This window comes from Vagococcus xieshaowenii, from assembly GCF_004792515.1.
Classification (GTDB): Bacteria; Bacillota; Bacilli; order Lactobacillales; family Vagococcaceae; genus Vagococcus_A; species Vagococcus_A xieshaowenii.
The window spans coordinates 501,595-520,800 of sequence record NZ_CP038865.1 but is presented as its reverse complement, the minus strand read 5'-3'; the positions used below and the strand labels follow the sequence as shown (position 1 = coordinate 520,800).

Below are 19,206 nucleotides of genomic sequence, written 5' to 3'. Positions count from 1 at the left end.
CTAAAATCAAGATGTCGGTACTATCTTGGTACTGTACGTACTATACTTTTTTTGTTAAAACGAATGATTCTCATTAGTTCAGCGTGCTTACTCTTAATGTAAGATAAACTATAACCTAATTCATCCGCTATAGATTCTAAAGTTAATCCCTCAACATATTTCTTCTTTAAAATACATTGCTCTAGCCCTTGGAACTTATCAATTAACTCTACTATTTCAGCCTTTTCGTTTTCGAGTTTTTTTAGTCTTTCGTTCAAATCCCTCAACACTTCCTTTAATTTTGATTGCTTTTGAATGGCAGTTAAAAAAGTTTGATGTTTGGCTAAATCACCATCCATATCAATATAATTTTCCCACCTTGATAATTCCTTACTATTAATACTAATAGCTATCTCCAGTTCATAAATTTGATTATCAAGATCTATTATAGTATTTACCCATTCGTATATCACAATCACCTTCCTTCGTTCACGACCTGCTTATAATTATCATTTTGAAAATCCACCAAGCTATTTAAAAAGTTCCAGACTAGTGGATGATCATTATACTTCTTAGCAATTAATCCCACTTCGTTAATGAACCACACCCAATACTCTTCAGATACCAATGGATATTGAGTCATCTTATCGTTTGAGTCATTCATTAATTGCTGAAGTTCTTCAAAGAATGCTTTCCAGTTCATTTTGTCATCACCACTCAAAATGTATTTCGTGAATATTTCTAACCACATCTCTACCAAAAAGTTTATATCTACGTACTGTTTCTACACGTATATTGACACCAGGTAACTTACTTTCTAGTTTTTTAACAGTGCGCTTATCTCTCAAACGTCTTTGAGCGTATTCATCATTACTATATCGACTATCAACGTCAATCATATACCCGCTATAACCTTGTTTAGCACTAACTTTTAATCGTTCTTGTAAATTCATTTTTTCGAACCAACGTTCAAACCACACGTCGAAACTTTCATTTTTTAATTGGTTTAATTCTTCTGCTAAACTCATTCTATCTCCTCCAATTCAATAAATATCCCTGGTAACTCTGCCCAAAACTTTTCAGCAATCAAACTCACCACATAACTATCATCTTTCCAAAATCCAAGCTCCGTCATGCAATCCTGCAAAAGCTTATTTGAATTATCAAGATCTGGTTTCGTGTATTTGTACTCACCATTTTTGTGCTTACCAGTAACTGGAAATAACCATTTGACTGTCATCCTCAACGGGCCATTAATTCTTTTAGCTGGTACGTGCTGCCCTAGATGTGCCATCAATAACGCCCTAGCTTTTTTTAAGTCTTCAGGCTCGTAGAAAACTGGCTTACCTGTTTTTTTCGTCATGGCCACGTTTACTTGTTTTTGCTGATGTGTTGTAGTCGGTACTTTTTTTAATGAAATAAAAAAACTAACCAATTGCCTTCACCCCACTTCCTAAATATTCTGCTTCTTTAAACCAATAAAAATCAATTGGCGCAGCTTTTAATTTTTTCGATTCTTTTTCAAATTCCGTTTTAGCTTGAAAAACAATCAAATTAGATGAGTTAACACCATATACATATCGGATATGACGTCCACGCTTATACCATCCTTTTTCCATTTGTTATTCTCCATTTCTTGTTATTTAATTTTATTTCTTTTACCATTTACCTCCGTTTACTTGTCCGCCCGATTATCCTCCGTGATATCTATCCCCCTAAGGGGAGATATCACGAGGTAACCGGACATTGGTACGACAAGGTTTTCGAGTGAGTGAACTCTATTGAACTCTATTTAGCGTTCACGTAATCTATTGAGAGTGAACTCTATTGAATTTCAAAGCGTTCACTATTCACACTTAGATACCATTCCATCAGCCGCTTCAAATATTTCGTGTTTTTTTACACGCTTATATACTGCACTTTTTGATAAGTTCAAGTAATCTGCAATTGCACCAGCTTCTACTGATCCACCATCAACTGATAAAATATTAAAAGCCTCTTCTAACTCTTTTTTAGATTTTTCACTTCTAGATTCGTTAGCCTTTTGAGTACCTTTTTTCCAATTGTTTTTTGGTTCGTCATCCATTGAAATATCTGCTAAGCTTTCATCTAATTCATGAATTGGATACTTGAACCAGGCATTGACGGGTTTGAACTTCGCAAACTCTCGAAGTGTTCCCTCAAGTCGCCACGCTGTCGCATTTCGAACGGCTTCAACTGCTTTTGTTTTAGTTTCTTCAACAAGCGCTAACACTGACTTATCTTGAATAGCACTCATTAAATGATGGCCCATTTCCTTCATGCTTGATTGGTCATCTTGACTCACTCCGGTGTAACCTGGACTATACGTTTGAATCGCTGCTAAATAGGTTGAACATACTGCTTTAGTTTCTAAATTATAGTAACGTTCATCATCAACTTCTAACTCAATCAAATCTAAAATGGCATCTGGGTCCCTAGCAAATACGCCCGAACCACTCGAACGGTCAATAGATGACTTACCGCCCTGGCTCCCTTTTGAGTGGTGGTGACAGTAAATTACTGCACAATTTAATTCAGTTGCTATTTTGTCAAATTGATTGGTGAAGTTTGCCATTTCATGAGCACTATTTTCATCACCAGTTAACACTTTATAAATCGGGTCAATGATGACTGCAATATAGTTTTCTTTTTGCGCCCTACGGATTAGCTTCGGAGCCAACTTGTCCATTGGTGACGTCTTCCCCCTCAAGTTCCAAATATCAATGTTGGATACATTGTCATGTCCTTGTCCTAACTTCTGATAAATATCGAAGAAACGTTTTTTCGCTGAATTATTATCAAGCTCCAAGTTAACGTATAGGACTTTCCCTTTCACGCACTCGAAGTTGAACCACTTGCGTCCTTCAGCAATCGCAATCGCTAATTGAATTAATGAGAACGACTTACCTGCTTTACTTGGTCCAGCAATTAACATTTTGTGACCTTGACGCAACACACCTTTGATTAATTCCGGTGCTAACTCAATTGGCTTATCGAATAAGTCGGTTAAGTTCTCAGGATCAGGTAAATTGTCATTCATATCTTCAATATATTCTTGCCACTCTTCCCAGGAGCCTTTACCAATATTTTTATCAACTAAAAATTGATACTGGCCATTTCTCATGAAACCAGGCAATCGTGATAAACGAGAAGGATTTTTATTTTGCTTATCTACTTTAAGCCCATTACTTTCAACAATTTTATAAAGATAATCCACACGTTCCTGGTACTGTAAATAATTTACCGCATCCACTTTTACAATCGCATGTAAGCTACGCCCACCACTATGTGTTAGTGTGGCAATTGGCAATTCTAATTGTCTTAAAATATCATTTTGTTCTTCAACGCTCATGCTGTCTGATTCTACTAAAGCATATTTAAAATCAACGACATTATTATTTTTGACTCCCTCACCATCTAACGGATTAAATCGAATCCATGCCCCACACGCTGGGTTGGGGTCTCCTAAAACTGCCCCAATATCATCTTTATTTTTCCTTAGATTTTCAATAATATCCCCAGCACGTTGAGTGTAAACTCCAGATGTTGGCAACCACTTTTCAACTTCACCATTTTTGTGTAGATACCCGTCATTCACATAACCGATAATGTCACCTGGTGCAAACAAAGTTTCTAAGTAATCAATAATTTGTTGCGAAGGATTCCAATTTTTAGGCTCTTCAATTTTCTTACCAAGCACCCAATCTGTATTAACTAATCTATAGCCTTTGTCTACATCAGTTGGAATGAATGTTTCGTCCCAGCCAATAAACTCATTACCATCTTCGCCTGAATAACCACTTTTCCAGCCATTCTCTTTAGCAAGTTGCGTAATGGTTGCGCCTGTAACTGGTGAGCCTGTCCCGTTGAATGTTTCCCACTTACGGTAGCATTCGTTATCGTGATAACGTCCTAAATCACGTCTTGACCAATCGTTCCAATCGTTAGCTGAATACCCTTCATGCTTTAACGCCATCCCCACGTTGACCCATTCTTGATAATCTAACGTAGATGGATCAACGTAGTCTAATAGTTCAATAAGATTCAATTTATTTTCCACGTTCTAACCTCTTACTTGTTTTTATTTTGTGTACCGTTCTGTTTTGCTTTTTCTTCTAAACGTCTTTTTTTCTTTTTAATCTTTGATTTCTTTTTACCCATTACTTTTCTCCTTTTTGATAACTTTAATCCAACTGCTAATTCGGTCAGGCTTCAATCCCGACCAACTATCTAAAAGTTTTTGGTCCTGAATAATCTGAACATAAGGCATTGATTTAACCCCTGTTGCTTTCAAGTTGTCAAGCATTTCAGCATTAATACGCTCGTTAAATACTTTTGTTACCTTACTAAATTGTTGTTTCGTTAATTTGCACGCCCTGCAATTAGGGTTAAGTGTATAAATATGTACTTCAACTTTCATCTTCTTCCTCCTTACTTCCATCAATAAAACCTTTGTCATAGCTACAGCCATTAAAAATTGCAGCGATAGAAAAACCAATCAGTCCTCCAATGACAAAAGCCATCATAAGTCTTCTTCCTTAACAAAAACGCCATCTACCATTTTGCCTCGTCTAGCTTTAATCTCTTGATAGGCTTGGTCAATACAATGTTCAATGTTCCAACCTTTTTGCATACATAGGACTACTAAGGTTACAAAGATATCTCCAATCGCATCTTTCATTTGATGATCATCACCACGGACAGTAGCACCTGCCAATTCACCAGCTTCCTCCATTACTTTTAGAGCTTGCTTGTCTGGATTGCCTTTATCCAATTTTCTGATTAAACACCAAGCCTTCGTCAATTTGGTTAATTCATTCATCTTTTACCACCAATTCCTTTCAATACATCAATAACCATTTCAATTGAACTAACTCTCACGACATCATCAGCCATTCCCCAATCTTTTTCGTTTCCGAAGATTTCCATAATTTCAAAATCACCATTGTAAAGATTGGTCCACTTAATGATTGATGCGCCTTTTCCATTACCGAACCACACTCGGAACTTATCTAAACAATCATCCTTATTGTCGATTAATTCAGCATCTGGAAAATTTTGCTTAATTTCCTTTATCAATTTTTTCTTCGCCATAATTCCTTCTCCTATTTCAATAATCATTTTTGTAATAAACATAATGATTACTAACACCGTCATGATTAATAGCCAAACAACTATTACAGACCAATAGTTCATTCTTGTGCCCTCTTTTCTAACTTACTAATTAACCTCTTTGTATCTTCAACATCTTTTTCAGCATCTGCTAAAATCTTCTTTAAGCCTGCTGAATCTTTTTCAAATTGATTTTCCATATAATATTTTCGCTTTAGAATTCCTTCAACACGCATTTCATATTTAACGAGTTTCATTTGTAGTCTCTCTACGTCACGTTCAATAACTTTAGAATTCATTCAAGCAACTCCTATCCCTCGTACGTTGAAGGAACCACACCTTTTGGAAGTCTCCAGCCATTAGCTGCAATTCTATCAATCATGCTTTTAGCTGTTTCAAATTGCCAAGTTCCGACATGTTGGAACCCACGACTTTCTAAAAATCTAATTTGTTTCGGTGTCGTTAACCCTTCACTTTTACGGGCTTCTAATTTTTTCAACATCAAACTAGCTTTCCCTGCGTTGTCAATTGCTTCCGGCATAATGCCCAACTTCTCAAGTGTCTTAACTTGTGCTTCTGAAGGCGGCCCCATTTCCCAACCAAAACTAGGAACATAATTGGTTAAGTCTTCGGCTTGAATGGACATTTCGAATTGTAATGGATCAACTAATTTACGTTTACGTTTTTTCATTTCATTCAATTGTTTTGCTAATGACTCTTCACGTTCTGCAATCACATCTTTTTCAGCTTGCACCTCTGCTTCTTGTAAATCTAAAGCAAGTCCTGTTTCGCCAGCTTCTTCAATGTTCTTGGTCATTTTTTTCGCTACTTCATCATTTTGAGCAATTAAGTGTGCCGGATGACATAATTCATGGCGTTCTGTGTGCCATAAGAAATCTAATAGAAGTAAATCTTCTTTTCCTGGAAATAGTCGGGTACCACGCCCAACCATTTGGCTATATAATGCACGTACTTTTGTTGGTCTTAACACAATGACACAATCCACCCTAGGACAATCCCAACCCTCTGTTAAAAGCATTGAATTACATAGCACGTTGTACTTGTCTTTATCAAAATCTTCTAACACTTTTTGACGGTCTTTTGATTCGCCATTTACTTCAGCTGCCTTAAACCCTTTTTGGTTCAATATGTCCTTAAACTTTTGACTGGTTTTAACTAACGGAAGAAATACCACCGTTTTTCGATTAGCACAATGTTCTAACATTTCATCTGCTATTTGATGTAGGTATGGATCTAATGCATTACCTAAATCACGTGTGCTAAAGTCACCACTCTGTTGTTTGACTGCTGATAAATCTAATTTAAGCGGAATGGTTAAGGCTTTAATCGGTGATAAGTAACCAGCCTTAATAGCTTTTGGTAAAGTATATTCATACGCTAGCGAATCAAAGTAAGTTCCAAGGTTTCTCATGTCACCTCTATCAGGTGTAGCTGTCACACCCAAAATATTAGATTTCTCAAAGTGATTCAATACTCTTTGGTAACCATCACTAATGCAATGGTGCGCTTCATCAACTACTATCGTGTCAAAGAAATCCGTAGGGAATTGAGAGAGACGTTTTTCTCTCATTAACGTTTGAACAGACCCTACAACTACTCTAAAGAAACTACCAATACTTGTTTTATCTGCCTTTTCTGTCGCAGTCTTTAAACCAGTAGCTTTTTCAAGTTTCTCTGATGCCTGGTCAAGTAACTCACCCCTATGTGCTAGGACGAGCACACGCTCGCCCATCTTCACACGGTCTTCAATCACTTTGCTAAATACGATTGTTTTTCCACAACCTGTGGGTAACACTAACAATGTTTTTTTACGTCCTTCTTCCCATTCAGCATGGATGGACTTTCTTGCTTCTTCTTGATATGGTCTTAATTGCATTTGACTCCCCCTATTTTTTAAAATTGCCCTGGTGAAAATGTTGGTTGTTGTTGCACAGTCTGATTAAACTGTTGCGGTGGCACTTGTTGTTGCATTGGCTGTTGTGCTGCTTGCTGTACAGGTGGTGCTTGATAAGTTTGTTGAGCTTGCCCTGGTGCAGCACTGTTCGGTTTCAAGAACTTTTTAACACGGTTATTTTGTCTGTTTTCACCTTTAGACACATAACTATTAACTTCTAACTGTAAACGACCTTTAGAACCCACAACGTTATTCCAATTTGGATTAAACGGCTGTCCAATTACTGGTACTTGACCGATTGACGTGAAAAACTCTGTTAGTTTCCATTGCATTTTCTTCATCAAATACAGACGTTCAAATACACTTGTTTTTCCTTCGGCTCCTACTACTTCAATTGTTACTTCAGCGTATGGTGCACCATTTGGAATTTTGTCACTCATACCTGAATAAATTTTTCGTTCCATGTTTGTTACTGTGAAATCATAATCACCTGCTGGTAATAAAGTAAATTGACTTTCTTCAGCAATAAAACCACTATTCCAGTCTAAAAATTCGTTTTGTTCGTTATTCATTATTTTGTCCTCCTAAAAGTTTCTAATTTGTGTGTTTAATAAGTTCAACGCTTTGTCCCAATTGGTTGATAGATAACCCCATAATTCAGTGGGAACATTTTCAATAGGTGTATCATTTGGCATAAAACCACCTTGATGAATAATCGCCATAATTTCATCTGATGTAACATTATTCAATTTCATTAGATCAGCAACAGATGCCGGAATGATTGGTGGAATCTCTACTGTTCGTTCTGGTTCAAGATTTGGTATTTCTTGTTGAACTAGTTGTTGCATTTTTTCTTGAACGGGCGATACTTGTTGAACTGGCGCTTGAGGTTGCGGTACCGCTTGTTGAATTACTTCATTCATTCGAGGTGGTAAATTATCAAAAATGAACCTTATACTTTCGTAACTCATATCTACCTCATCCGGTAAACCAAAACGATTTTTTGCGTCCCAAGCTGGGTTGTGAGTGGTATACATTTTACGTTGACCACCAACCGCTTTTTTCTTATTTTTATTGTCTGTACTAATAACAGTTACTTGGTAATTACAAAACAGAACCATATCAGCCCATTCTTTCACCAATGGCGCTGTAGTAGATTGTGTTTTCTTATTACCTAATTTCAGTTCATAACGATCATATGCACCCATTTCATCTGGTCTCTCAAAACGTTTAATTTGGGCATGAGCTGTTAATACTACGTTAATTCCCATTTCTGTTAAATCTGTTAGTTTATTTAAAAATCTTCCAATTTCTTCACCTAATTTGATATAACCTGAACCATAACCAAAATCTTCAATACTTGTTTTACCTTCTTTTTGACAAAGATACTCAACGCATAAACTTTCTGCCCAATCTACTGAATCAATTACATAAGTTTGAAAATTTTCGTGTTTTACTTCTTCAATTTGATTCATTAACATTTGCCAACTTGATGGCTTATCCGCTCTAAATACATCAATATTTCTCGTACTTCCTTCCGTATCACAGAAAACTGGATTTGGAAATTGTGATGCTAAGGTTGTTTTACCTATTCCTTCTGGTCCGTATATAACTACTTTTTGTGCTTTAGCAATTATCCCTTTAGTAATATTCATTGCAATACTCCTTCCTTATAATTCAAAATAATCATTCTTATTAATTACTGTTATTCCAAGTTTTTTTAATGTAAGCGCAATAAACCAACCATCATGAGTAAAACCAGCATTCATGACTATTCCTTTTTTACCGCTTGAATCAAAATCAGAAACTATTTTTTTGATTTTTTCAATTACTTCTAACTTCATAGTAGAAGGTAGTTCCGTTTTATAAGTTATAATTTCTCCAAACGGTAAAGTTTTTTCTTCCTCTCTAATATGTGAGTATTTTTCATTTTAGAACGCTGCTCCTTCCCATGTGTTAGTTGGTGTTGCTGTTACTGCTGGTGTTTCTGAAGCTATTTGTTGCGTGTCTTCATTGGTTTTAGCTACATAACCGTCTTCGATAATAATTGAGCACTCTTCACCTGTTGATACTCTTGTGGCAATAGCTTGTAAGCCTTCTTGTTCTAACCATTGACCAAACTCACTTAATGAATTCATATCCATTTGCTCTAATTTATCCATTAAGATGAAGCCACATTCCGGTTTTAGTTGTCGCACAATTGCGGCTGATACTCTTAGTTGTTCCGCCCCACTCATGTTGTCCCAACGTTGACCGTTGTACGTCAATTCACCATCTTCTACTGATAATCCTGGTAGTGGGAGTTTCGCATCATTTAGTAATTTAGTTTTCTTAACTCTTATTTCAGTGATTTTTTCAGATAGTTCATTGTATTTAGCACGTTGCTCTTTCGCATCTTCTTCAGCTTTTTCTTTATCCAAGTTAGTTCTGACTTGACGATTAATTTCTTCAATGTCTGAAATATTTTTCTCAATAGCTTCAGTAGATTCATCTACTAAATCAAGGGCTGACTTCTTAGCAGTGGCCAAGTCATTACTTGTTAAGTTATGCTGATTAGTCACTTCTTGAATTTTGGTCTGAATATCTAACAGTTGTTGATTAAGCACTTCTAACTGTTGTACTTCTTGCTGATACTTGAATTCGATTTGTGTCACTTGTTCTCTCTTACGTTGGTTTTCACCATTTTTAGCTAGGATTTCCTGCTGTTGAAGGATTAAATCAGACATGCTAACTAGCTCTTTAGGCGCTTCAGGGTACTCTGGCATTTCCTTAACAAACTTCTCTTTTTGGTCAGCTACTTGGCCAATAAAATGACGTTCATTGTAAATAGCTTGTTCCTGTTGCTCCAGCTGAATCAACTGATCACCAACACCGATAATTTGAAGTAACGTTGTAGCCTTTTCTTTTGACGTGCTCTCCATGAATTTTGGCAAGTCTATAGCCAACTCTTCCACAAAACTATTTAACAGTTGTTGACCAGCTTTTTTACCTGATGGGTCCGTTACTTTCAAGGTGCTATTCTTACCAGAACGTTCAACTATCAAACCGTTATTCATGGTTATTTTTAGATTTGGGGGCGTTACACTCCCTTCCCTATGTGCTTGACTAGGTTTGTACTTATTACCACCTAGAGCCCACGCAATTGAGTCTAGTACGCTCGTTTTACCTTGGGCATTAGGCCCACCGATAATTGTTAGCCCGATTTCGTTTGGTTCAATTATTACCGCCTTCACTCTTTTGACGTTTTCAATCTCTAATTTGTTAATTTTCATTGTCATATGCTATACTCTCCTTGGACATTGTATTTTTTGACTGTTGACGGGCGCTACCGTTAGCAGTCTTTTTTTGACCATTACTTGCCTACCTCTTTATGACCTGGACGACAAATCTCCATCATGAAATTCACAATCATGAAGAATAATAAAATCAAGCCTAGAGCTAGATACGTAAAGTTCCCACTTACAAAATAAGCTCCTGCAGCTGCTCCAAATACTATTAACGTAATTGATAAAATAATATTAGATAATGCTTCGTAACGTCTTTTACTCATTTCCATCCTCCTTAATAAAGTCCTTCCTCAAGCTCATAATCAAACTTTTCTTGCGCCTGCTGATAGAGCTTATCAACTTGTTCTTCTGTTGCGTGATCAATTATCTTTGCCACATTTGGCATGATAGTTAAAATAAATTCAATTTTCTTTTTCACAAATTTCATTCCTTCACTTAATTCGCTTGCTCGCTTTTTATAATTTTTGTTCTAATACCCACTTTTTACATGCGTTTCGGTCGTAATACTTTGTTCGCTCACCTAAGCTACCGAAAGGCATCCCCATTCCTTCCCATTCTCGAATGGTAGTTGTTGATACTCCTAAATATTCAGCAATCTCTTTTTGATTAAGAGGACGGTCCATACCAACATCTAACCTAGCTTCTTGTAATTCACTAGTGATTAATTCTCTGATGAATTGACGTAAACTTTTATCATCTTCAGGTGTAAGAATTACTTGCATTGAGATTCCTCCTATCTAATCTTGAAATGTTCAATGATTGCTATTAACGTTGCATTAGCTTTGGGACTTGTATTTTTCCCATTCAAATAATCAACAAGATCTTGTTTTTTTACGCCGAACATTGTTGAGAGACCTGTTAAAGAAATATTGTGTTCTTCCATGTACTCTCTTATCTTTGTTCTACCTGGTAAAGTATCCGGCATCCTATTCACCTCCGTTATTTTTTTAAATATAGTAAGTTAAAAAGATAGAAAAAACGTATATTTCAGTTGACCGCAACTACACTATAGTGTAGTATATAGACATAACGAAATAAGCTTACAAACCCCTATTTAATGCAATCGGTCGCCAAACTAAATGCTAAAACAGGTGTGTTTTTAATTTGCTTTTTTCTATCGAATTAACTTACAAAAACAATACTACACTATAGTGTAAGTTTTGTAAACAACAAACTACACTTTTTTATTGTTTTTTTTGTAAGAAAAGTAAGGAGAATATTGATATGACAGTATTTGAGAGGATAAAAAAACTTACAAAAGAACGCTCAAAAACAATGAAACAAGTTACTTTAGACCTAGGATATAGTGAAAATTATTTTTATAGTCTAAAGAGCGGGAAACAACCGTCTGCCGATAAGTTAAATGAATTAGCTGATTACTTTAACGTATCTGTTGATTACCTATTAGGAAGAGAAGAGAAAGTCACTTCTGTTGATTTATCAGAAGATGATGTTGTATTTTCTTTTGATGGTAAGGAAGTCAGTCCCGAAGAAATACGAGCAGCAATTGCTGTAATTAAAGCTGCTAGAGGCGAATAGAGGAGTTGTTGGTTATTGCATAAACGTCTGAAAGAAATATTAGAAGATAATAATCTGGAGTTATTTTTCTCAAAAATGGATCGTGCAGGATTTTATTATCCTAAAGCACAAGCTGTAGTCTTAAACGAAGCTTTGCAAGGTAGCCCTGAAGCTAATTTTGCAGCCGCTCATGAAATAGGACACCATTTGGCCGAACATGTGGAATTCAATGCTCTATGTTCAAATTATATTGCCAATTCAAAATTAGAACATGAAGCTAACAAAATTGCTATTAATATCCTGTTGAGTATATATGTAGAGGATTACGGTAGTATTGAAATGTTTAATATTGAAAGATTTATGTCTTTTTATAGAATAAAATCTAATTTATTGGATCTATGTGAGAAAGAATGTTTAAACTTTTTTAAACAAAAGGAAGTAATCTATGCATAAAAAATACCCTAACCAATATTTGCGGTATTGATTAGGGTCACCCTCTTTCGAGATATGTACATAAAATAATTATATCAAAAGGGAGGAAGAATTTCATGGGATTATGGGATTCAGTAAAAAAAGGTGCTTCAGATTTTTCACAATTATCAACTTTGCAAAACAAAGTAAAAAATAACGAAGTATTAACCGTTGATGAAATCGAAGAATTTGAAAGACTAACAAAAGGTAGCATTGAAGAAAGTATCAGAAAAAATCCAACTAAATATTTTAAAAAAAGCAACAAATATGGACAAGTGGAAATTGATGATGAGAAAAGATTATTTAAAATTGGATTAACAGCTTATCACTTTGATGATCTTAATTCATATGAACTACTAGAAAATGGTAGTGCCATAACATCTGGAGGCTTAGGTGTAGGCAGAGCTATAGTTGGTGGTGTCCTTTTAGGTGGCGTTGGTGCCGTATTAGGTGGCGTTACGAAAAAGAAAAAACAAACAAATTTTGTTGAAAGTTTAAAAATATTAGTGACTTTTAAAAATAAAAAGCCCGTTTCTACAACTATTGACTTCATCAAGAAAAAGCAAAAGAAAGATAAAAAATATGAATCCATCTTGTTAACTGCACAAGAAACACTTGCAGGGTTTGACTATATTATTAATGTTTTAGAAAACGATAAGCATGGTGAAATAGTAGGGAATATTAGTGGTAGCAATAACTTATCAGTCGCTGATGAGCTAAGGAAATATAAAGAATTAGCTGATGACGGAATAATAACTATAGAGGAATTTGAGTCTAAGAAAAAAGAACTTCTAGAATAATATCAAAAACACGCCCTCTCCCCTGCAAGTTTGAGTGACGTGAAAAAACAACCTATTAAATAGGTCTCTTTATTGTACTTAATTTTATCAAATTGAAAGGAGTGATGCAATATTTTCTCTAATTTCGCTTGCTCGTGAAAAACGGAGGAATTCAAATGGCAACATTTAAACAATACGAAAAGAAAGATGGTTCAAAATGGTGGATGTTCAAAGTTCACTTAGGAACTGATTATGTTACAAAAAAAGAAATAAAAACGACTCGAAGAGGTTTTAAAACCAAAAAAGAAGCCCAATTGGAATTAAATAAATTACTTTTTGAGTTTGAAAATGATGCTCCAAAAAATGAACAAAAGACAACTACAATAAACGAAATGTATAATCTATGGTTTGACACGTATAAAGATACGGTTAAAGAAACGACTTATCGCCAAACAGATAGACGTATGAAAGAATACGTTTTACCAGTATTTGGAGATATGATAATAGAACGAATTACACCTAAATTCGCCCAAAGAGAAATCAATAAATGGGCGGAAAAATTTGGTATGTATACAGCACTATTAACCTACTTGATCAAAGTGTGTGATTACGCAGTTATGTTAGAAGTTGTTGAATCTAACCCTTTCAGGAAAATAGTTAAACCCAAGAGGATTGCAAAAAAATCTAAAAAGAAATTAAAGTATTATACTTCAAGTGAATTACGAGTTTTTTTAGAGTCAACAGAAAAACGACTTTTAGAAGCTCATAGTAATCAACCGGTACATTTGTACTATTCTAAACTTGATGTCGCTCTATTTCGTTTATTAGCCTTTTCTGGTATCCGAATTGGGGAGTGTTTATCGTTATATTGGTCTGATTTAGATTTCGATAAAAACACACTTAGTATTTCAAAAAGTTTGACTCAAGTAAAAGGTGGGTATGAAATATCCACTACAAAAACTTTTAGTTCCGTTAGAACAATAACGTTAGACCATGAAACATTAGCCACTCTAAGGAAATGGAAATTAGAACAAGCTAAATTTTTATTGAGAAATGGTTTTAAGAATGATAAAAACTTACTTTTTACAGATTGGAAAGGTAAGTTACTAAGCCATCCTAATATTAATGGTAGGTCAAGAAGAATAGCAGAATATGCAAACTTACCTTGTATTGGACTTCATGGATTTAGGCACACTCACGCAACGTTGCTTTTTGAGAGTGGTGTAAGTCCAAAGGAAATTCAACACAGGTTAGGTCATTCTGATATATCAATGACGTTAGATACATACACTCATGTAACAGAACAAACTGAAAGAAAAGCTATAAATACATTGATGGAACACTTTGGGTTCTAATTTACTCGAGGTCAAATTCGAGGTCAGCTATTTTTAGGAAAATAAAAAAAGGCTGTACCCCTTGATACAAAAGGAGTACAGCCATTCATTAAATTTACTACTTAGTTTCACGGTGTAAAGTCACTTTACGTTCACGTGGACAGTATTTTTTAACTTCAATACGGTCTGGGTTGTTACGTTTGTTTTTATTAGATAAGTAGTTACGTTCTTTACATTCAGTACATTCTAAAGTAATGTGTACGCGCATGTTGTTTCCCTCCAAACTATCATTTCGTATTTTATGAGTTCATCTGTTGTCTCACACTTGAATATATTACCATGATTTTTCGCCGTTGGCTAGCCTTTTTGCAAATTTTGTTAAGTACTTCTACTTTACAAAAGAATTAGCGTGTTTTTTCATAGTAAGCATCTAATATTTTCCCTGCAATCGTTAAGTTTGTCCCTGTTTTATCCTCTTTCATATGAGGTAACATAACTGCCACGGCAATATCAGGATTTTCTTCATAATTATAAGCCACCACAGTATAACTATTTAAACTAATCACATTATCTGAATTATCTGGATCAACAATCGGTGTTTCGGCTGTCCCTGTTTTAGCTGCGACTGTATACTTACTTGATTGCAATCTAGAACCTGTGCGTCGTGCATCCGTGCTATTAACAACATTATAGAACCCTTGTTGAATAATATCCAAGTCATCCTTATCACGAATCTCATTCAAAATAGTCGGCTTAAATTGCTGTTCTAGCGTACCTAACCCACCTGCCTCATCATTGTTATAAATCCCCTTAACTAAGCGTGGGGCAATACGATAGCCCCCATTAGCAATAGTTGAAACATATTGAGCTAACTGCATAGTCGTATAAGTATCAAAGTTACCAAATGACAAATCAAGCAAATTACCCATACGACCGTATAATAAATTCCCATTATCATCATAATAATTAGTAGGTGATAACCATGAAGATTCACCTGGAATATCAATCCCTGTTTCTGTTCCTAAACCAAATTCTCGGTAAGTTTTTCTTAACGTTTCAAAAACATCCGTACGCTCAGGTAAACTCATCTTATTTGTATATTCGGTTCCCATTAATCGTAAAGCAATTTTCATCATATAAACGTTTGAAGACACCATTAATGCATCCTCAGAATTGATTGGCACTTGACCACCGTATGAAGCTGGATTAAATAAAGACGCTTTAATTGTGCCATCAATAAAACGTAACGGCTCATCAATTAATGTCTCATTAGGTTGTAAGACGTCGTTTTGATACCCTGCCATAATGGTCGCTCCCTTGATACTTGAACCAGGAACGAATGCTTTGTTGATGGTACCTAGTGTATCATCTTGTAATTGCCCCTTATCATCTTGTTGGAAACCTACCATTGACAATACTTCGCCTGTTTGAGGATTAATAGCAACGGCATAAGCACCTTCTGAATAAGTCGCCTTACCTTCCGACATGACACGTTTGTATTCAGATTCTACAATATCTTCTACTTTATTTTGAAAATCAATATCAATGGTCAACATCAGATTTTCGCCTTTTTGACCAGCAAAGACTTCACGTTGATCTGTAATTTCATTATTCTCATCTAATTTTACTTCTGAACGAGATTTACTTCCTTTTAATACAGACTCATATGCTTTTTCAATGTAGCTCACACCCACTCTATCATTCAATGAGTAGCCTTTAGCTAAATATGAATCTAAACTTGAATCAGGCAAACCAGATTTATCCGTAGAAATTGTTCCCAGTACCGTTCTTAGCATACCATTCTCAGGATATTCACGTTCCCAATCGTAACCTGTTGATAACCCAGGGATTTTCGTACGATTTTCACCTACTAGAGCAACTTCTTCCTTAGTCACACCTTCATTCTTAATAAAAATTGGTTGTAAGGCGTAGGCTGCATTGATTCGTTTAAAAATAGAGGCTGCAGATAATTGACGTTCATTGAAGTTAAGATCTTCTTTCGTTACCTTATCGACAACTAATTGATATTCTTCCGCATTACTCATTTTTTTTGCTGCTTCTTGTTCCTTTTTAGTGAAACGTTCTCTAGCTGTTTTTAAATTTTCTTCACTTGCTAACCAAAAATCTTTTTTATCTCGTTCACTTAACTTATCAGGTGTTACAGTGATAATATCGTTTATTTGATAGACAGCCTCTAAAATTTGTTCTGCTGTCATATTTTTACCTTTTGTAAACATGATAGCAGATTTTGCTTTATTACTAACTAACGCCTTGCCGTTAGCATCGTAAATCATGCCACGAGGTGCTTGACCCTCAACGATATTCATCTCTCCTGAAGTGATGCGATCAACAAAATAGTCCTTGTTAAAAATTTGTAGGTAAGCCAATTGACCGATTAACGCAACAAACAAACCAAAGACAATAAAAAATAAAACATTTAATCGAAAAGGAATCGATGCTAATTTTTTATTGAGTGCTTCTGATGATAACTTATTTATTTTTTTCATGACGCTAATGTTCCTTCCTTGTCACTATACCCATTCATTTTACATAATGACAGCCAAAAAAAAAAGCAATTTAAACAATTTATAACGAATCTTTACAAAGAAAAAAGTGAGTGGGCCAAATTGCTCACTCACTTTTCATTTTTCTAACTTTTTTGATACTTTTATTGAGATTAATTTCTGCTAAAGTTTTTCACTTCTGCTGCGACACTTGCCACAAATTCATCCACTGAGATAGTCTCTGTTTCTTTGCTTCCGTAACGACGGACATTCACTGTACCATCTTCTAATTCTTTATCCCCAACAACCACTTGGTAAGGGATCTTTTGTGTTTGTGATTCACGAATCTTATAACCCATTTTCTCATTACGTGCATCTACGTCAAAACGTAAACCATGAGCTACTAATTTTTCTTTTACTTGATACGCAAATTCACTATGTAAATCTAAATTAACTGGAATGATAGTTCCTTGTACAGGTGATAACCATGTTGGGAATGCCCCTTTATGTACTTCTGTTAAATGCGCTACAAAACGTTCCATAGTAGAGACAATACCACGGTGAATTACAACTGGTCGGTGGTTATTTTCTCCATCTTCCCCAACATATGTTAAGTCAAAACGTTCCGGTAATAAGAAGTCTAATTGAATAGTTGATAATGTTTCTTCAATACCTAGTGCTGTTTTCACTTGAACATCTAATTTAGGACCATAAAAGGCTGCTTCACCTGTTGCCTCGAAGTATTCTAAACCTAAGTCATCCATCGCTTCTTTAAGCATCGCTTCTGCTTTAATCCACATCTCATCATCATCGAAGTACTTCTCTGTGTTTTCAGGGTCACGATAGCTTAAACGGAAGCGATAGTCTGTAATATTGAAATCTCCATATACTTCTGTCATTAAATGTAGTGTACGTTTGAACTCATCTTTAATTTGGTCTGGTCGAACAAATGTGTGTCCATCATTTAATGTCATTTCACGCACACGTTGTAACCCTGACAATGCGCCTGATTTTTCATAACGATGCATCATACCAAGTTCAGCGATACGAATTGGTAATTCACGGTAGCTATGGATATCATTTTTGTAAACCATCATGTGGTGAGGACAGTTCATCGGACGTAATACCAACATTTCGCCATCACCCATATCCATTGGCGGGAACATATCTTCATGGTAATGATCCCAGTGACCAGATGTTTTGTATAATTCAACATTAGCCATAATCGGTGTATAAACATGTTGGTAACCTAAGCTAATTTCTTTGTCAGTAATATAACGTTCGATAGTACGACGGATTGTCGCCCCTTTTGGTAACCAGAATGGTAAGCCAGAACCAACTTCAGGACTAACCATAAATAAGTCTAATTCTTTTCCTAGTTTACGATGATCACGTTCTTTTGCTTCTGCACGACGTTGCATATCTTCTTTTAAATCTTTTTTATCAAAGAATGCTGTTCCGTAAACACGTTGCATCATTTTATTGTCTGAGTTTCCTCTCCAATATGCACCTGCAACTGATAATAGTTTGAATACTTGAATGCGTCCTGTACTTGGGACATGAACCCCACGACATAGATCAACAAAATCACCTTGATCATAAACAGTAATTGTTTCATCTTCTGGTAAATCAGTAATTAATTCTACTTTGTATGGGTCTTCTTTAAATAATTCTAACGCTTCGGCACGTGTTACTTCTTTACGAACGATAGGATTATTTTCTTTCACAATTTCCATCATTTTTTCTTCAATTAATGGTAAGTCTTCTTCTGAAATTGGTGATTCACCATTATCTGTATCATAGTAAAAACCATTTTCAATCGCTGGTCCTACACCAAAATGTACATTAGGATAAATACGACGAATGGCATTTGCCATTAAATGGGCAGTTGAGTGACGTAAAATACCTAGTGCATCTTCATGATCCGGTGTAATAATTTCAATTGTACCATCGATATCTAACGGACGAATTAAATCAACTAACTCTCCGTTAAATTTTCCTGCTAAGGCTTTTTTAGCTAAACTTTTGCTGATGCTTTCAGCGATATCTGCAGTGGATACTCCTGCTGCATATTCTCTTACCACACCATCTGGAAATGTAATCTTAATTTCTGACATGTTGAGTCCCCCTTATAATTTTTGATAATAAAAAAAGCCCTAATATTCCCCTTAAAAGGAATATTAGGACGAATTAACTTCGTGGTTCCACCTAAATTTAGAGACAGTTGTCCCTACTCATTACGCGATAACGGCTCTTGCCGACTTGGTTTCAACCAAATTCATTTAA

Annotated in this window: 26 protein-coding genes; 4 read left to right on the top strand and 22 right to left on the bottom strand. The window is 35.5% G+C overall.

Annotated features, from left to right (window positions below):
* Positions 1 to 20 precede the first annotated feature (20 nt).
* The 19 genes from E4Z98_RS02520 to E4Z98_RS02435 form a co-directional block, all read right to left on the bottom strand.
* Positions 21 to 458: an RNA polymerase sigma factor gene (locus E4Z98_RS02520; protein ID WP_241856715.1), complete on the bottom strand. Its 438-nt coding sequence runs from the start codon at positions 456 to 458 to the stop codon at positions 21 to 23.
* Positions 455 to 682, bottom strand: coding sequence for a hypothetical protein (locus tag E4Z98_RS02515; RefSeq protein WP_135254285.1), 228 nt, complete (start codon positions 680 to 682; stop codon positions 455 to 457). The genes E4Z98_RS02520 and E4Z98_RS02515 overlap by 4 nt, the downstream gene beginning before the upstream one ends.
* Before the next feature lie 7 nt (positions 683 to 689).
* The gene (locus tag E4Z98_RS02510) at positions 690 to 1,007 is read right to left on the bottom strand and encodes a hypothetical protein (protein WP_135254284.1); all 318 of its coding nucleotides are present in this window, start codon (positions 1,005 to 1,007) and stop codon (positions 690 to 692) included.
* Positions 1,004 to 1,414, bottom strand: coding sequence for a RusA family crossover junction endodeoxyribonuclease (locus E4Z98_RS02505; RefSeq protein WP_135254283.1), 411 nt, complete (start codon positions 1,412 to 1,414; stop codon positions 1,004 to 1,006). Before E4Z98_RS02505 ends, E4Z98_RS02510 begins: the two co-directional genes overlap by 4 nt.
* Complete coding sequence (locus E4Z98_RS02500; protein ID WP_135254282.1) at positions 1,407 to 1,598, bottom strand: hypothetical protein; 192 nt, start codon at positions 1,596 to 1,598, stop codon at positions 1,407 to 1,409. Before E4Z98_RS02500 ends, E4Z98_RS02505 begins: the two co-directional genes overlap by 8 nt.
* Before the next feature lie 227 nt (positions 1,599 to 1,825).
* Positions 1,826 to 4,060: an AAA family ATPase gene (locus E4Z98_RS02495; protein WP_135254281.1), complete on the bottom strand. Its 2,235-nt coding sequence runs from the start codon at positions 4,058 to 4,060 to the stop codon at positions 1,826 to 1,828.
* Between the two features lie 93 nt (positions 4,061 to 4,153).
* Positions 4,154 to 4,420 carry a thioredoxin domain-containing protein gene (locus tag E4Z98_RS02485; RefSeq protein WP_135254279.1) on the bottom strand — a complete coding sequence of 89 codons (267 nt, stop codon included), beginning with the start codon at positions 4,418 to 4,420 and terminating at the stop codon, positions 4,154 to 4,156.
* 102 nt (positions 4,421 to 4,522) lie between these two features.
* Positions 4,523 to 4,822 carry a MazG-like family protein gene (locus E4Z98_RS02480; RefSeq protein ID WP_135254278.1) on the bottom strand — a complete coding sequence of 100 codons (300 nt, stop codon included), beginning with the start codon at positions 4,820 to 4,822 and terminating at the stop codon, positions 4,523 to 4,525.
* Positions 4,819 to 5,196 (bottom strand): hypothetical protein, encoded by a 378-nt coding sequence (locus E4Z98_RS02475; RefSeq protein WP_135254277.1) that lies wholly within the window; start codon positions 5,194 to 5,196, stop codon positions 4,819 to 4,821. Before E4Z98_RS02475 ends, E4Z98_RS02480 begins: the two co-directional genes overlap by 4 nt.
* Positions 5,193 to 5,411 carry a hypothetical protein gene (locus tag E4Z98_RS02470; protein ID WP_135254276.1) on the bottom strand — a complete coding sequence of 73 codons (219 nt, stop codon included), beginning with the start codon at positions 5,409 to 5,411 and terminating at the stop codon, positions 5,193 to 5,195. Before E4Z98_RS02470 ends, E4Z98_RS02475 begins: the two co-directional genes overlap by 4 nt.
* 11 nt (positions 5,412 to 5,422) lie before the next feature.
* The gene (locus E4Z98_RS02465; protein WP_135254275.1) at positions 5,423 to 7,009 is read right to left on the bottom strand and encodes a DEAD/DEAH box helicase; all 1,587 of its coding nucleotides are present in this window, start codon (positions 7,007 to 7,009) and stop codon (positions 5,423 to 5,425) included.
* A gap of 17 nt (positions 7,010 to 7,026) precedes the next feature.
* On the bottom strand, positions 7,027 to 7,599 hold the full coding sequence (locus E4Z98_RS02460; RefSeq protein ID WP_135254274.1) for a hypothetical protein: 573 nt from the start codon (positions 7,597 to 7,599) through the stop codon (positions 7,027 to 7,029).
* A gap of 12 nt (positions 7,600 to 7,611) precedes the next feature.
* A complete protein-coding gene (locus E4Z98_RS02455) occupies positions 7,612 to 8,682 on the bottom strand; it encodes an ATP-binding protein (RefSeq protein ID WP_135254273.1) in 1,071 nt (356 codons plus the stop codon).
* Between the two features lie 15 nt (positions 8,683 to 8,697).
* Positions 8,698 to 8,871, bottom strand: a complete 174-nt coding sequence (locus E4Z98_RS10025; protein ID WP_167790900.1) for a hypothetical protein — start codon at positions 8,869 to 8,871, stop codon at positions 8,698 to 8,700.
* An 87-nt stretch (positions 8,872 to 8,958) separates the two neighbouring features.
* A complete protein-coding gene (locus tag E4Z98_RS02450) occupies positions 8,959 to 10,305 on the bottom strand; it encodes an AAA family ATPase (protein ID WP_135254272.1) in 1,347 nt (448 codons plus the stop codon).
* A 74-nt stretch (positions 10,306 to 10,379) separates the two neighbouring features.
* A complete protein-coding gene (locus E4Z98_RS02445) occupies positions 10,380 to 10,577 on the bottom strand; it encodes a hypothetical protein (RefSeq protein WP_135254271.1) in 198 nt (65 codons plus the stop codon).
* 11 nt (positions 10,578 to 10,588) lie between these two features.
* On the bottom strand, positions 10,589 to 10,732 hold the full coding sequence (locus E4Z98_RS10020) for a hypothetical protein (protein ID WP_167790899.1): 144 nt from the start codon (positions 10,730 to 10,732) through the stop codon (positions 10,589 to 10,591).
* Between the two features lie 37 nt (positions 10,733 to 10,769).
* Positions 10,770 to 11,036 carry a hypothetical protein gene (locus E4Z98_RS02440; protein WP_135254270.1) on the bottom strand — a complete coding sequence of 89 codons (267 nt, stop codon included), beginning with the start codon at positions 11,034 to 11,036 and terminating at the stop codon, positions 10,770 to 10,772.
* Positions 11,037 to 11,047: 11 nt separating this feature from the next.
* Positions 11,048 to 11,239 (bottom strand): helix-turn-helix domain-containing protein, encoded by a 192-nt coding sequence (locus E4Z98_RS02435; protein ID WP_135254269.1) that lies wholly within the window; start codon positions 11,237 to 11,239, stop codon positions 11,048 to 11,050.
* A gap of 299 nt (positions 11,240 to 11,538) precedes the next feature.
* Here E4Z98_RS02435 and E4Z98_RS02430 point away from each other — a divergent pair, with 299 nt between their 5' ends.
* From E4Z98_RS02430 to E4Z98_RS02415, 4 genes are all read left to right on the top strand, one after another.
* On the top strand, positions 11,539 to 11,853 hold the full coding sequence (locus tag E4Z98_RS02430; RefSeq protein ID WP_135254268.1) for a helix-turn-helix domain-containing protein: 315 nt from the start codon (positions 11,539 to 11,541) through the stop codon (positions 11,851 to 11,853).
* A 15-nt stretch (positions 11,854 to 11,868) separates the two neighbouring features.
* Positions 11,869 to 12,285, top strand: coding sequence for an ImmA/IrrE family metallo-endopeptidase (locus tag E4Z98_RS02425; protein WP_135254267.1), 417 nt, complete (start codon positions 11,869 to 11,871; stop codon positions 12,283 to 12,285).
* Positions 12,286 to 12,380: 95 nt separating this feature from the next.
* On the top strand, positions 12,381 to 13,103 hold the full coding sequence (locus E4Z98_RS02420; RefSeq protein WP_135254266.1) for an SHOCT domain-containing protein: 723 nt from the start codon (positions 12,381 to 12,383) through the stop codon (positions 13,101 to 13,103).
* A 155-nt stretch (positions 13,104 to 13,258) separates the two neighbouring features.
* Positions 13,259 to 14,437, top strand: a complete 1,179-nt coding sequence (locus tag E4Z98_RS02415) for a site-specific integrase (protein WP_135254265.1) — start codon at positions 13,259 to 13,261, stop codon at positions 14,435 to 14,437.
* A 97-nt stretch (positions 14,438 to 14,534) separates the two neighbouring features.
* Here E4Z98_RS02415 and rpmG read toward each other — a convergent pair whose 3' ends face one another.
* The 3 genes from rpmG to thrS all read right to left on the bottom strand — a co-directional run bounded on the left by rpmG (position 14,535) and on the right by thrS (position 19,037).
* Positions 14,535 to 14,684: a 50S ribosomal protein L33 gene (rpmG, locus tag E4Z98_RS02410; RefSeq protein WP_135254264.1), complete on the bottom strand. Its 150-nt coding sequence runs from the start codon at positions 14,682 to 14,684 to the stop codon at positions 14,535 to 14,537.
* Between the two features lie 136 nt (positions 14,685 to 14,820).
* On the bottom strand, positions 14,821 to 16,923 hold the full coding sequence (locus E4Z98_RS02405) for a peptidoglycan D,D-transpeptidase FtsI family protein (RefSeq protein ID WP_135254263.1): 2,103 nt from the start codon (positions 16,921 to 16,923) through the stop codon (positions 14,821 to 14,823).
* Between the two features lie 170 nt (positions 16,924 to 17,093).
* Positions 17,094 to 19,037 (bottom strand): threonine--tRNA ligase, encoded by a 1,944-nt coding sequence (thrS, locus tag E4Z98_RS02400; RefSeq protein WP_135254262.1) that lies wholly within the window; start codon positions 19,035 to 19,037, stop codon positions 17,094 to 17,096.
* Between the last annotated feature and the right edge of the window lie 169 nt (positions 19,038 to 19,206).